10 protein-coding genes are annotated in these 14,141 nt (G+C 64.3%); 5 read left to right on the plus strand and 5 right to left on the minus strand.

Going from position 1 to position 14,141, the window contains the following annotated elements; translation table 11 throughout:
* Window positions 1-25: 25 nt before the first annotated feature.
* A complete protein-coding gene (locus LH128_RS19870; protein ID WP_008831474.1) occupies window positions 26-1,231 on the minus strand; it encodes an efflux RND transporter periplasmic adaptor subunit in 1,206 nt (401 codons plus the stop codon).
* Window positions 1,224-4,427 (minus strand): efflux RND transporter permease subunit, encoded by a 3,204-nt coding sequence (locus tag LH128_RS19875; protein ID WP_037520467.1) that lies wholly within the window; start codon window positions 4,425-4,427, stop codon window positions 1,224-1,226. The genes LH128_RS19870 and LH128_RS19875 overlap by 8 nt, the downstream gene beginning before the upstream one ends.
* A gap of 305 nt (window positions 4,428-4,732) precedes the next feature.
* Between LH128_RS19875 and LH128_RS19880 the strand changes: the two genes are divergently transcribed.
* On the plus strand, window positions 4,733-5,623 hold the full coding sequence (locus tag LH128_RS19880) for a LysR family transcriptional regulator (protein WP_008831476.1): 891 nt from the start codon (window positions 4,733-4,735) through the stop codon (window positions 5,621-5,623).
* Between the two features lie 42 nt (window positions 5,624-5,665).
* Here the strand turns inward: LH128_RS19880 and LH128_RS19885 are convergent, their stop codons facing one another.
* Window positions 5,666-6,982, minus strand: a complete 1,317-nt coding sequence (locus tag LH128_RS19885) for a replication protein RepA (RefSeq protein ID WP_008831477.1) — start codon at window positions 6,980-6,982, stop codon at window positions 5,666-5,668.
* A gap of 562 nt (window positions 6,983-7,544) precedes the next feature.
* On the opposite strand from LH128_RS19885, the gene LH128_RS19890 reads away from it, so the two are divergent.
* Window positions 7,545-8,753, plus strand: coding sequence for an AAA family ATPase (locus LH128_RS19890; protein WP_008831478.1), 1,209 nt, complete (start codon window positions 7,545-7,547; stop codon window positions 8,751-8,753).
* A gap of 170 nt (window positions 8,754-8,923) precedes the next feature.
* Window positions 8,924-9,901 (plus strand): ParB/RepB/Spo0J family partition protein, encoded by a 978-nt coding sequence (locus LH128_RS19895; protein WP_008831479.1) that lies wholly within the window; start codon window positions 8,924-8,926, stop codon window positions 9,899-9,901.
* 213 nt (window positions 9,902-10,114) lie between these two features.
* Here LH128_RS19895 and LH128_RS19900 read toward each other — a convergent pair whose 3' ends face one another.
* Together LH128_RS19900 and LH128_RS19905 are read right to left on the minus strand one after the other, a co-directional pair.
* On the minus strand, window positions 10,115-11,269 hold the full coding sequence (locus tag LH128_RS19900) for a hypothetical protein (RefSeq protein WP_008831480.1): 1,155 nt from the start codon (window positions 11,267-11,269) through the stop codon (window positions 10,115-10,117).
* Window positions 11,270-11,366: 97 nt separating this feature from the next.
* Complete coding sequence (locus tag LH128_RS19905; RefSeq protein ID WP_008831481.1) at window positions 11,367-12,368, minus strand: nitrilase-related carbon-nitrogen hydrolase; 1,002 nt, start codon at window positions 12,366-12,368, stop codon at window positions 11,367-11,369.
* 207 nt (window positions 12,369-12,575) lie between these two features.
* Here LH128_RS19905 and LH128_RS19910 point away from each other — a divergent pair, with 207 nt between their 5' ends.
* Entirely contained in the window at window positions 12,576-13,601 is a 1,026-nt protein-coding gene (locus LH128_RS19910) for an alpha/beta fold hydrolase (protein ID WP_008831482.1), read from the plus strand.
* Window positions 13,602-13,706: 105 nt separating this feature from the next.
* Window positions 13,707-14,141, plus strand: a 435-nt coding sequence (locus LH128_RS19915) for a LysR family transcriptional regulator (protein ID WP_008831483.1), incomplete at its 3' end; no start/stop codon positions are given.

A 14,141-nucleotide genomic window follows, 5' to 3' on the forward strand; every position in this document is an offset into this window, starting at 1 on the left:
GCCCCTGCCCCTGTCAACCATGGGGTCAGCCATTGCCGCCGGCCTCCTTGGCGCCCTTCCCATCCGGCGCGGCGACGCGGACGCGGTCACCGGTGCGGATGGAGTCCGGCGGGGAATCGATAACCTTGTCGCCGGGCTTCAGGCCTACCGAGACCAGCACGGTCTTGCCCTCGTCCCGGGCGATGGTGACGCGGCGCAGCGTGACCGTCCCGTCCTTGCCGACGATCGCGACGCTCGGGCCGTCCTCCGCCGCCATGATCGCGCTGCCGGGAAGGCGCAAACCACCGCCAACTCCGTCGATGGCGAAGCGCACATGGGCGAAGGCACCGGGCTTGAGCGCGCCGTCGGAATTGTCCGCCTGCAGTTCGACCAGCATGGCGCCCGACTGGGCATCGACCGAATTGGCCGAGCGGGTCAGCGACGCCTCGAAATCGCGGCCTGCGAATTCGGGCAGATCGAGGCTGGCCTTCATCCCCGCATGGATCTGCGAAGAGTAGACCTGCGGCACACGCACGTAGATGCGCATGCGGTGTACGTCGGAGACGGTGAAGAGCGGCTGCGATGCCGCGTTACCCGACACCACCAGCGCGCCGATCTGGGCCGAGCGACTGGTGACGACACCGCTGAACGGCGCGGAAAGCTGGGTGAAACCGCGCTTTGCATTGAGTTCGCGCACGCTGGCCAGCGCGGCATTCGCCAGCGCGGTCTTGGCCGCGAGGTCGCCCGCCTTCTCGTCCGCTTCCTGCTGTGAGACGGCATCCTGCGCCAGCATCGACTGCCAGCGCTTCGATGTCGTCGCGGCAAGGCGCTGGTTGGCGAGCGCGGTCTGGTAGTCCGCCTTGGCCTGTGCCAGCTGCTGGTCGATCTCGGGCGCGTCAAGGATGGCGAGCGTTTGCCCGGCATTCACGTGATCGCCGATGTCGGCCAGCCAGCGGCGGACGTAGCCGTTGGTCCGCGCGTTGATCGCGGCGCTGTTGTAGGCCTGGATCGTGCCCGGCAGGACGAGCCCGTCGCCGCCCTCGGCCGTGGCGGGCGAAACGACGGTGACGGTCGGAACCGCAGCGTCTGCGGCCACCGCCTCGAGGTCGTTGGTGGCGCTGATCCGGCTCGCGACGCCGAAGGCGACGACGGCCAGCGCGACGACGGCGGCGCCGATGCCGACCTTCTTCAGCGTTCCGCTGGACGGGCCGGGGACGGAAGCGGTGTTTTCAGTGATCTCGGGTTCAAGCATGGCTGGGCTGCATTTCCATCGAACGGGTCTGCTCGTCGCCATGGGTGCGGCGGCGGTGGACGAAGCTGAACACGGTAGGGACGAAGAATAGAGTTGCGATCGTAGCGCAGATCAGGCCGCCGATCACCGCGCGGCCGAGCGGGGCGTTCTGCTCACCGCCCTCGCCCAGCCCGAGCGCCATCGGCGCCATGCCGATGATCATCGCAAGCGCGGTCATCAGCACCGGGCGGAAGCGCACGAGGCCCGCCTCGATCGCCGCCTTGGTGGCATCGCCCAGTTCGGCGAGTTTCTCGCGCGCGAAGCTGACGACGAGGATCGAGTTCGCGGTCGCCACGCCCATGCACATGATCGCGCCGGTAAGGGCAGGCACCGAAAGCGTGGTCCCGGTGGCGAAGAGCATCCATACGATCCCGGCAAGCGCGGCGGGCAGCGCGGTGATGATGACGAAGGGATCGACCCAGCTCTGGAAGTTCACGACGATCAGCAGGTAGATCAGGAAGATCGCCCCCAGCAAGCCGAAGCCAAGGCCGGAGAAAGCGGTGTTCATGGTCTGGTACTGGCCGCGGATCGTGACGGTCGTGCCCTTGGGCTGTTCCTTCTCGAGCGAACTGATCGCCGACTGTACGGCGGCCGCGACATTGCCGAGATCACGGCCCTGCGTGGTCGCATAGATGTCGATCACGGGCTGGATGTTATAGTGCGAGACCACCGAGGTCGTGCTCGACCGGGTAAGCGAGGCCAGCGCGCCGAGCGGCTGCGTGGGCGTTCCGGCAGTGCCCGAGACCGGGATGTCCGACAGCGCGTTCATCGAACCGACCTGATACTCCGGCGCCTGTGCCACGACCGGATAGGACACGCCGTTTTCCGGGTTCACGAAGAACAGAGGGGCGGTCTGCGCCGTGCCGGCCAGCGAACTGGCAAGGCTGGTCGTCACGTCCCTTTCGCTCAGTCCGTACTGACCGATGCGTGCCCGATCGACCTCCACGTCAAGCTGCGGCGAGCGCGCGGGCTGCTGTAGCCGCATGTCGGCGATCCCGGGAATGCGCGAAAGTCTGGTCATCAGCTTGTGCGCGTAGATACGCGCGGCGTCCTGGTCCTTGCCCGCGATCTGGATGTCGATCGGCGAAGGCGAACCGAAGTTGAGGATCTGGCTGGTTATGTCGGCGGGCAGGAAGGCGAACGTGGCGCCGGGGAAGCGGCGCGGCATTTCCACACGCAGACGATCAACGAATTGCTCGGTCGGCTGGTGGCCTTCCTTGAGAGTGACCAGAACGTCGCCATCCTGCGGACCGATCGTTCCGCTGTTCGAATAGATGGTGTTGAGCGGGCTGACCGGCAGGCCGATGTTGTCGGTGACGGTGCCAAGCTGTTCTGCCGGAATGATCCGGCGGATCTCGCTGGTAATCGCCTCGAACCGCGAGGCCGAAGTCTCGATGCGGGTGCCTGCGGGCAACCGCACGTGCATGGCGATCTGCCCGGAATCGACCGCCGGGAAGAAGTTGCTGCCCAGGAATGGCATCAGTCCGAACGAGACGAGCACGATCGCAAGGAAGCCGATCATGAAGCCCTTGCTCGATCCCAACGCCCGGCGCAGCAGGCTGATGTAGACCGCCCTCACCTTTTCGAACCGCGCCTCGAAGCCGCGCTGGAAGCGGACGAACACGTTGCGCGAGCCTGGCTCTCCGGCGTTGTGATGGTTCTCGCCGTGCGGGGCATGCGGCTTGAGCAGGTACATCGCCATGGTCGGCACCAGCGTGCGCGACAGGATGAACGAGGCGATCATCGCGAAGACCACCGACAGCGCCATCGGCACGAAAAGATAGCCCGCGACGCCCGGCAGGAAGAACATCGGCACGAAGACGATGCAGATGCACAGCAGCGAGACGAACGCCGGCGTTACGATCTGCGCCGCGCCGTCGAGGATGGATTCCACGACGCCCTTGCCCTGCTCGAGGTGCCAGTTGATGTTCTCGATCGTCACCGTCGCGTCATCGACGAGGATGCCGACCGCGAGCGCAAGGCCGCCCAGCGTCATCACGTTGAGCGTCTGCCCGAAGATCGCCAGCGCCATGACGGCGGCCAGCACCGCCAGCGGGATCGACAGTGCGATGATCACCGTCGAGCGCCAGGAGCCGAGGAACAGGAGGATCATCAGCGAGGTCAGCGCGGCGGCGATCGCACCTTCGTGGATGACGCCACTGACCGCCGCCTTCACGAACAGCGACTGGTCGCCCACGATCAGGACCTTGAGCGTGTCGGGCAGCGTCTGCTGGATGGAAGGCATGGCCTCCTTCACCCCGTTAACGATGGCCAGCGTCGAGGCTGCGCCGTTCTTGAGCACGGTCAGCAGCGCCGAGCGGCTGCCATCGACATGCACGATGTTCTGCTGCTGCGCGCTGCCATCGCGCACGTAGGCGACGTCACGCATATAGATGGTGGCGCCGTTGACGACCTTGACCGGGATGTCGTTGAGCGCGTCGATCGTGCTCGGCGAGTTGTTGAGGCGCACGCTGTACTGGGTCGCACCGATCTTCACGAAACCAGCCGGGTTGATCTGGTTCTGTGCGGCAATGGCGTTGCCGACGTCCTGCGCTGAAAGCCCGCGCGCCTGCAGCGCTTGCGGATCGAGGTCGATCTGGACCTGACGCTGCTTGCCGCCGGACGGGAACGGCATGGCAAGGCCGGGCACGGTGACGAGGCGCGGACGAATCTGGTTCTGGCCCAGATCGAAAAGCTGCTGCTCGGTCAGCCCCTTGCCCGATAGCGCAAGCTGCAGGATCGGCACGGTGGAAGCGGAATAGTTGAGGATCAGCGGCGGCGTCGCACCCGGCGGAAGCTGCTTGAGGATCGTCTGCGAGATCGAGGTGACCTGCGCCGTCGCGGTGCGGATATCGACGCCCGGCTGGAAGTAGATCTTGACGATGCCGATGCCCTGGTAGGACTGGCTCTCGACGTGTTCGATGTCGTTGACGGTGGTGGTCAGTACGCGTTCGTAAGGGGTGATCATGCGATCGCCGACGTCCTGCGGCGGCAGACCCGCATATTGCCAGGCGACCGCGATCACCGGAACCTTGATCTCGGGAAAGATGTCGACCGGCGTTCTGAACGCCGCGAGTATACCGCCGACGGCAATCAGGATGGCCATGACGATGAACGTCAGCGGGCGGTTCAGGGCGACTTTGACGATACCGATCATCGACTTCTCCATGCGCCGCGAAGACACGGTCGATCCGCGCCTCGCGACCCCTTCAACGCCATCCTCGTCGTAGACCGGCGCACCGCCCTGCCCCGCCGCGCCCGAGGCGCAAGACGAAAGCCCGGCCGGCGATGCCGGGTCAGGAAACGGATCGGTCACCCGCCTTGTTGTTCGGGAGCGGTGTTGGCCGGCCGCATCGTGAGAGGGAACCCTCACGGGATCGCCGATGCGCGCTTGGATCTTTTCTGTCCAATATATATGGAGGCATGATCAATATCCAAAACCTATCAATCGGAGCATGACCCTTGGAGCTCAGGCACCTGCGCTACTTCATCTGCGTGGCCGAGGAACTGCACTTCGGCGCCGCAGCCCGGCGCCTGGGAATCTCCCAGCCTCCCCTTAGCCAGCAGGTCCGCGCACTGGAGGACGAACTGGGCGTGCGCCTGTTCGAACGCACCAGCAGGAGCGTCAAGCTGACCCGGGCCGGCTTGCATTTCCTGCCGCACGCGCGCGAGACGCTGGCGCAGGCCGACCGCGCCGCCCGCATTGCCCGGCTGGCGGATTCCGGAGAGGTCGGCCGTCTCAGCCTCGGCTTCTCGCCTTCGGTGCCGTTCACCCCTTATGTGGTGGACGCACTCGCCCGGTTCCGGGCGAAGTTTCCGGAAGTGAGCGTCGAACTGCACGAACTCCCGCGCGAGGACCAGATCAGCGGCGTCGAGCGCGGAACGCTGGACATCGGTATCCTGCGCGCCTTCTCACCGCTGACGCTGCTGCCGCAGATGCAGATGCTTCCGCTCCAGTGCGAGGGAATGATGCTGGCGATGCGCCGCGATCACCCGTTCACCCGGTACGATCGCCCGCTTACGCTGGCCGACATCGAAGGCGAACAGCTGATCCTCTTCAGTTCGATGAACGGCGCCGGCTTCAACGAGATGCTCGGCCTCCATTGCGAGGAACTCGGTTTCCGTCCGACCGTGTCGCTGGAGGCCGACAGCTTCGGTACACTCGTGGGACTTACCGCCGCAGGGCTCGGGATCACGATCCTGTCGCGTTCGCTTGCCCGCTTCAATGTCGATACGCTGACCTTCCGGTCGATCGAGATGCCGTTCTCCAGCCAGCTCTTGATGCTGCATTTGCGCGATGCCTCTCCGACGACGCGCAACTTCCGCAGCCTGATCGAACTGTCAGGCGAGTGACATGGCGTGCCCGCAGCCGTCAAACGGCTCGGACATCATCGGTCATTCGGCCTCGGTAGCGCTACGCCGTCTGGCATAGCTGACGACGAAGGCGTCCCACACCCGCAACCACTCGGTTTCGCTGCGCTTGCGCGAAATCCCGGGGAAGCCGGCGCGGAATGCGTCGGCCATCTGGTCCACCGCCCAGGGATGGCCCTTGTCCAGGCCGATCTTGCGAAACGCGGCTTCCCGCGCGCCGAAGCTCATGCTGCCGTTCGGGAAGTCGAGCAGGGGTTCGTCGGACGCGGCATTTCCGGAATCCGGGCGAAGCTTGCTGCTGCCCTTCGCCGGGACCGATGATCTCGGTGCCTCTTTTGCCGCGGGAGCGCCCAGCAGCCGCAGATGCGGTCCGACCAGCTTGCGCTCCAGCGGCGCCGGCGAGGGATAAAGCACGACCTTTCGCCCGGACATGTCGATATTGGCGTTCGGGTAGACTGCCGAGACGAGTTGCATGGTCTCGCGCACGGTCTGGCGGAAACGCTTGCTGTCCGCGTCGTTGCCGAGGTGGCGCGCCAGCTGGTCCCAGGAGATTGTCTGCCCCTTGTCCACGCCGATACGCGGCAGCCGATAGGCCAGATACGTATAGAGGTCGAGCGCCGTGGGCGTGCCCTTGAGTTCGCGGATGGCGACTTCGTTGAGCGGCACCGCATGCTCGATCAGGTGCGAATAGAACCCTTCTGACATGCGGATTTCGCGCGCGAAGGCCCCGTTCTTCTCGAGCGATCCGGCATATTCGTTGGAAATCTTGACGTCGCGCACCGCGAAAGCATTATCGCCAGCCTCTGTGCCGTCCCAGCGGATCTGCCATTCGCAGGCGAGCAGGCGATCGACCTGCTCGCGCATGCGGTTCGCCGTGCCGCGCGGTCCATAGGACACGGTCTGGTAGCCGAGCCTGCGCATCCATTCGGTGAAGTTGCGCCCGAGATAGACGTCCCGCGACCGCTTCGAGACGGCCTGCGATAGCAGATAGATGAGCGCGACGCGCGGATAGGCGCCATACGGCACACCGAGACTGCGCAGCACCGGCTTGCCGTCCACCGTCTGCAGTACGGGACGCGGATTGATGGCCAGCGCATACTTGCCATCTTCGCGCAGGATGGGCTGGGTCTCGTCCTTGGGCCGCTTGGTCGGCAGCGACATGGCGCATAGCGCCGAATGGAGGAACGCCGGAACCGGTTCCTCGTCGTGGACGCGCAGAAACGCATCCATCGTCAATTGCGATCCGGCAGCCTGGGCAAGTGAACGCACCCGCGCCTCGCCGCCATCGAGCATGGCGAGCGCGTACTGGTGTCCGATCGGCTTGCTGCTATCTCCGTTCATGTCGCCCTGCTCTGCCCCGACTCAGGGACCTGTAATGTCCCGCTTAGACAACAGGTTTCGGCCTGATTGGCAAGGAGGTTGGCAGTTTCGGCAGGAATTGGCGGTTGAAACCTACAAGCTCACCGATGATCTCGGTGCCTTTCTCGCGCCACTGCCAAATTTCCCTGTTTTTCAATCAAGCCGATTCGCGAATCGGATATTGATTAGGGATTCTTGTAATAGGTATGCGCTCCGAGATCATCGGTCCCAACCGCTCCGAGATCATCGTTCAAACGCACCGTCATCATCGCTGCGCACCGTCATCATCGGTCTTTGGGGAAAACCTCGCCCCTGCGTTCGCAAACAACCGGGATGCGCTGCCCCTGAAGGGCGATTCTGCGTCTGCAGGTCGCCAACGGCACCGAGATCATCGGTCGCGCGAATCGAGGCAATAGCCGCCTTCGTTCTTTTCGGGGCAAAAAGCACGGAGATCATCGGTGCTTTTGTAACACTGGTGGACGGTCGTTGCTCGAAACTTCCAACCCGGGTAGGGTCGGGCTTCAAACTCACAAGACGGGTATCTATGGCGACGACCCCTGCTCCTTCTGACATCAGCGGCGACGAACTGCTGGAAGATAGCCTTGGCCTGCTTCACCGCAAGGCTCTCACCATTCTCAAGCGTATCCGCGACGGAGCGCTCGATCCGGAGACCGGCCACAAGGTCGGTCCCTCCTACCCGATCTCCAAGGCAGCGTCCCTGGTCGGGCGGACGGCCTCGGCGATCCGCGAGGCCGAGCGCGACGGCCGCCTGCCCGAGCGAGACCGCACCGCGTCCGGGCACCGGGTACAATATACGCTGGAGGAACTCGATCACATGCGCGCCGTCTTCGGCACGCGGCCGTGGCGCGCGCCGGGCGATACTCCGGCGATCCTTTCGGTGTCGAACTTCAAGGGCGGCGTCGGCAAGTCCACCCTCGCCCTGCATATGGCGCAGCACTTCGCGATCCGCGGCTACCGTGTGCTGTTCATCGACTGCGACAGCCAGGCCAGCTCGACGATGATGTTCGGCTATCGTCCGGACGTCGATCTCGGAGAGGACGACACGCTCTATGGGCACTTCCATAATCCCGAACTGCTCGGCGTGCGTTCGATCATCCGCAAGACGCACTTCTTCGGGCTCGATCTGATCCCCGCCAATCTCAAGCTCTATAACCTGGAGTACGAGATCGCCGGCTACCTGGCCCAGAACCAGAGCTTCGATATCATCGACATCATTGCCCAGGCGATCGACGAGGTCGTGGACGACTACGACATCGTGGTCATGGATCCGCCGCCGGCACTGGGCATGGTGTCGATGGCCGTGCTTCAGGCTGCCAACGCCATGGTCATCCCCGCGCCGCCCAGCGTGATCGATTTCGCATCGACCGTCTCTTTCATCGACATGGCCCGTACCACCATGAAGCAGCTGGAGCAGCTGGGGGGCAGGGTGAGGCCTGCCTACAATTTCATCCGCCTCGTCGCCAGCCGTGTGGACGACAGCAAGTCCATGCACCGCGAGATCCTGGCGATGATGCGGCAGGTGTTCGGCGGCTCGATGATCGGCTCGGTGCTCAAGGTCAGCGCCGAGATCGACAATGCCAGTTCGCGTATGAAGACGGTCTTCGAACTCGACCGCCCGGTCACCTCGCATGAGGTCCATAATCGGTGCGTACGCTTCCTCAACGACGTCTGCCATGACATTGAACAGGACGTTTTGCGCACCTGGGAAAGCCGCGCCGGGAAGGTGGATTGATCTGTTGCCACGTGGCAACGAACGACAAAACACTATAAATTCAAAGTGATGTAAAATTCGATCCGGTGATTGCCTGCAATTGGATCGAAGGCGACAATGAACACGAATACCGGTGTTGCCACGTGGCAACCGGCGGTAGGATTATACGCTGCGGCGGACGGGAAATGACTATGGCAAAGGGTAATCGCGGGTTTGGGAGCAGCCTCACCGAGGGGCTCGAGGATGCGGAGCTGGACACCTCGGCGCCGTCCGAAAGCATCATGGCCAGCCGGAGCCAGACCCTTGCGCGGCTCGCTTCGGGCAAGGTCGTGACCGACCGCACCGAATGGGTGGACCCGGCTCGGTGCCGCCCCTGGCGGTTGCACAATCGCGACATCGATCACCTCGATGAAGAGAGTTGCCGGGACCTGATCGACGCATTCCTCTCGGCGAAGAAGCAGCGCATCCCGGCGATCGTCCGCAGGCTGACGAACGACCCTGATTACGACTACGAGATCATCGCGGGTGTCCGCCGGTGGTGGACCGTGCAGTGGCTGCGCACGCATCATCACCCCGAATACGAATACCTCGTCACCATCCAGCACGTGTCGGACGAGGAGGCGTTCCGCGTCTCGGACATCGAGAACCGCTCGCGCAAGGACATTTCCGACTGGGAGCGCGCCAACGAGTATATGCGGGCACTGGATGAGTTCTACGACGGCTCGCAAAGCGAGATGGCCGAGCACCTGAAGATCTCGCGTTCCTGGCTCAGCCGTCTTCTCGACGTCGCGCGTCTGCCCGAAGAGATCGTGGCGGTCTTTGCCGATACCCATGACATCACCGTGCGCGTGGCAAGGGACATCAAACCGCTTACCGGCGATCCGCGCGCGCTGGCGCTTATGGTCGAAGAGGGCAGGGGGGTGTGCGCTGAGCGCACCGACCTTGGCGTGAAGCTGTCCGGCCCCGAAGTCGCCAAGCGCCTGATCGCTGCGACGGTGGCCAAGACGAAAAGCGGCGGTGGTGAACTGGTGGTCAAGGCCGGGAACGGGAAGCCGATGCTTCGCTACGCCCGCTCGGCGCGAAGCGGACTGACCTTGAAGATCGTTCCGCGCTCGGGCGCATCCACGGACGAACTGCTTGGCGCGATCCGAGGGCTGATCGAGGGATGAAGCGCGATCGAGGCAACATCATAAGGTGTTGGCCTCGAAAAACTCGAATTTCCTCTGAGGGCGTCTCTGAGCGCAGGGAGGCGAATTATATATCCGTGGTCGTCGGGCGATCCTGTCGGGGCTGTAAGGGCGCTTTCCGGCAGGGTCGCAAAAGCGGGTCACAGGGCTGAATTGGGAGTCGATACGCTCCGAGCAGGCCGATTTTGCGGCGTTTCAGTCTTCGTCGTCAACGGGAGGTAGATTGTTGCGACGTGCCAGCAGTCGATCGATCGCTTCGAGCGATGCCTCATAATCGTCGAGAGCACCGGCCGAGAATGCCGATGGCTCGGGTGCGGTGGGCCTTTGCAAGTCCCTTGGCGTCGCGCGCAGTTCCAGCAGGTGAGAACCTGAGATCGTCGTTCGGCCGATCGCGCCTTGGGCCTCCCAACTTTCGATCATACCGGTAACGCCAAGGCGTGAGGCGCCGAGCATCGTTTCTATCTGTCTTGAGCGCAAGGGGCCAAACCCGGCGAGCAGTTCCATCAGCATCGGCGCCCGTGAACTGCCGCGCCGCCCGGGCACCGGAGCATGCACGAAGCTCGCAAGGGCGTGTGCTGAGCGCAACTGTGAAAGCATCTTTCCAGCGGCTTCGAGCAGGCCCGGCGCGCCCGATTGGCGTCGCCGAAGGCCATCGGTCATGCCAAAGGCCTCCAGCCTCGCAAGGCCGGGCATGGGGAAGGCGATGCGCAAGCCTTGTCCATCGCACAAGTGCCGCCCGGCGAGCATGTCGATGGCCCAGAGGGGGGCTTGAGGAGCGGGTATGGCGACGTCGAACTGGCGATTAGCGAATGCGAGGCGCGTGGTCGTTCGCTCAGACGGTGCAAAGTCGATGCTGGAGGCAAGGGCGTCGTGCAATGCGGCGAGATCGGAAAGCGGGGCCGGGGAATCCGCCGAGGGCAATCCGCGAACCAGCATGCGCGCGGCCTCGACGATCCGGTGGGCTTCGGCGTTCGCGTTGTGCCCGGAACTGTCCAGCGGAGCCAGCAGGGCGGTCTTGAGCTGCTCTGCCAGCCGGCCGATTATGGCATCGTCCCAGTTGGCAACTTCGGTCAGGATCGCGCTGCACACAGATCGCGGGTCGCGGGCATGTCTGGGGCTTTCGTCGGACAAGGTGGTCAAGCCCGCGAACCAGGCATGAAAGCGCATGTCGGTGAAGGCGTGTCCTTCCTGGCGAAGCGCCGAGATTAGGGCATGGCGCAAGGCCTGTCCCGCAAAGACGCGAAGGGTGGCCTCGGAGCAGTAGGACAGGGCCCCGCACAGTTGCCCAAACGTCATGACGGCGTCGGCATCGCGGGCCTTGAACCGGTCGTTGTCTGGCCTCAAACTCATGATTAGTTGGCCGATACTTCGCTGTTTATCGGATGTTTCACAGTCATATGTATATCTAAATCGTGTTCGCTATGCAATCGGTCGAACAAGCCGTTGCCTATCCCCATTGGGCGTTGAATTTGTCCCATGCCGCCGCCTCCGTCGCGATCAGATCTTCGAAGCCGGAGGGGGCATGCGCCGGCCATGCGTTACGAGGCCAGTGATGGCTCGGATCAGGTTGAACCGTGGTGTCGGCCTGGATCTGGGCGAGGAAATTGGCGGATGGCTCACGCCGCCATGCTTCCAGCGCCGGGATGTCGATCGTTGCGAGCGTGATGTCCGGCGCATCGGGCGCGGGATTTGCGATCGAGACGCCCTTGTAGTCGAAGATCGTCGAGCGCGGTGCGTCTTCAGGCCCTGCGATGTTGGCGGCGGCGAGGTACACCATGTTCTCGAAGGCCCGCACAGGCCGGACCTGAAGCGCGCCTGCTCGCTGCAGATAGTCGAGGTGCGGGGCGGCTGCTATGGGGTTAAGTACCACTTGGGTGCCGTTGAGTGCCAGTGAGCGGCACACTTCCGGCCAATGGAGTTCGGCACCGATCACCGCGCCGAGACGGCCGATCGGCGTGTCGATCACGGGGTGGAACGCCTCCTTGCCGAAGACTTCCACGAACCGCTCGTACACATCGATCGGGCTGGTGCGCAGCGATAGCGAATAGCCCTTGCGGTGGACGAGGGCGATGCCGTCGTCGGGGCCGACGATGACGCAGGAGAGGAAATGGCGACCCGGAAAGGCGTCGTGGCGCTCGGGCACCTGGACGGCGATCCATGCGCCGGTGCGGCGGGAGGCTTCGGCGATGCGCTCGATCTCCGGGCCGGGGAGCGCGAAGGCGGCGTCGTGCCAGGCCTCGGGGGAAACCATGGCATAGCCGGTCAGGCCGAACTGCGGGAACACGACCAGCCGTGCCCCGTGATCACCGACCGCCCGCTCGGCCAGGGCGATGGTTTGCGCGATGTTGTGGTCGATCGCGGCGCGGTCCACGGCGCCATTCGCGAACACGCACTGCGGCGCCGAGGCGCACGTGGCGAGGACATAAGGCGGGGGCGGGGCGTGGCGCATCTTGGTCTCCCTCTGTCGGTTTGGAGCGTTCGATAGCGCGATTTTCCGCCGCTTATTCTTGGGTGAGGCGCCGTTTGCCCACCTGCCGGAGACATTGGCTCGCGGAGTGTGGCGCCATGCGGTGCGGGTATGGCTCATTGCAATCTACTGATTGGAGCCGCGCCGCGCTCCCCGTCATCATCGGCGTTTCAGCACAGGGGATCATGGATGAGCGTCAGGGATCGGGCCGAAAGCAGTTCCGCAAAGGGCAGCCGCCGGGTGGGCAGGATCGTCGGCGGCGTGGTGGCGGCAGTGGCGCTCGTCGCGGCGGGAACGCTGGGCACTATGCGGCTTGGCTGGTGGAACCCCAGCTATGAGGCTGTCGCGGCCGAGCAGGCGACCGGGCCGTCGAAGTTCGAGATGGTCGGCGACGTCAAGCTGCATGTCCGCGACGAAGGGCAGGGGCCGGTCATCCTGATGCTCCACAGTTCCATGTCGAACCTGCGGATCTGGGACGGCTGGGCCGACCAGCTCAAGGGCTCCTACCGCGTCATCCGCTTCGACTGGCCGCCTTACGGGCTGTCGGTCGATCCGCGTGCCTCGCAGGGGATGCCGAGCGTCGTGGAACTGATCGAGCGTTTCGTGAAGCAGAAGGGCCTTGGCAAGTTGGTCATCGTCGCCAGCTCCAGCGGGGCGACGATCGCGACGATGTACACGGCGCGCCATCCCGAGCAGGTCCGCGCGCTGGCGGTCTCTACCCTGCCGCTCAAGGCGCCGCCTCCGACCGAGACTTCGGCTCTCGTTTCATCGGTCCTGTGGGTGCACACGAACCTCGTGCCCAACTACATGCCGGAGTTCTTCTACCGCCATTCGCTGGCCGAACTCTACGGGCGTCCGGAGCGGCTGAAGCCCGAGACGGTCCATTGGTACTACATGACCAACAACATCCCCGGCGGTTTCGCGCGGGTGAAGACCTATTACGAGGCGAACACCAAGGCGGTGTGGAAGTCGGGCGCGGGCGACGCGGCGGCGGCGGTGAAGGTGCCGGTGCTGCTGCAGTGGGGCGACCGAGACATCGTCATCCCCAAGGACCGGGCCGACGACGCGCGGGTGATGTTCGCCAATGCGCCGATGAAGATCATCCACTATCCCGACGTCGGTCACTACCCGATGATCGAACTGCCCGAGCAGACCGGGCGCGATCTCAAGGCATGGATCGACGCACTTCCGGCGGCACCCGCCGCAGGGAAATAAGGGCGGGGGATTGTCCGCAGAGCGGGGAGGAAGCGTTAAATTCTGGACCCGGGGGCGGCTCCGGGTTCCCCTTCCTCTTTCCGTCATAGGGCTTGAGGTGGGATCATGGATCTTCGTCAGTTGCGGCACTTCATTGCGGTTGCGGAGCTGGGCAATTTTTCCCGGGCGGCAGAGCGCGTCTTCCTGACGCAGCCCGCGCTTACCCGCAGCATCAAGACCCTTGAGGACGAGATCGATGCGCGGCTGTTCGACCGCCGTTCCAGCGGGGTCGAGCTGACGGCGGCGGGCACGGCTCTGCTCGAGCATGCCCGGCTCATGGTCAACGAGCAGGAGCGGGCGCAGCAGCGCATCGCCCTTGCCAAGCGCGGGCTGGGCGAGGAACTGGTGGCCGCGATCTGCCCCTTGCAGGCACAGATGGGTCTGCGCGCCGTCGTGGCGGAATTCACGCGCGAGCATCCCGACGTATCGCTGCGGATCGTCGAGGGGCATGTTGACGAGACCGTTCCCGCTCTGATGGACCGCAAGGTCGATCTCGTCTTC

The sequence above is a fragment of the Sphingomonas sp. LH128 genome (assembly GCF_000293195.2).
Taxonomy (GTDB): Bacteria; Pseudomonadota; Alphaproteobacteria; order Sphingomonadales; family Sphingomonadaceae; genus Novosphingobium; species Novosphingobium resinovorum_A.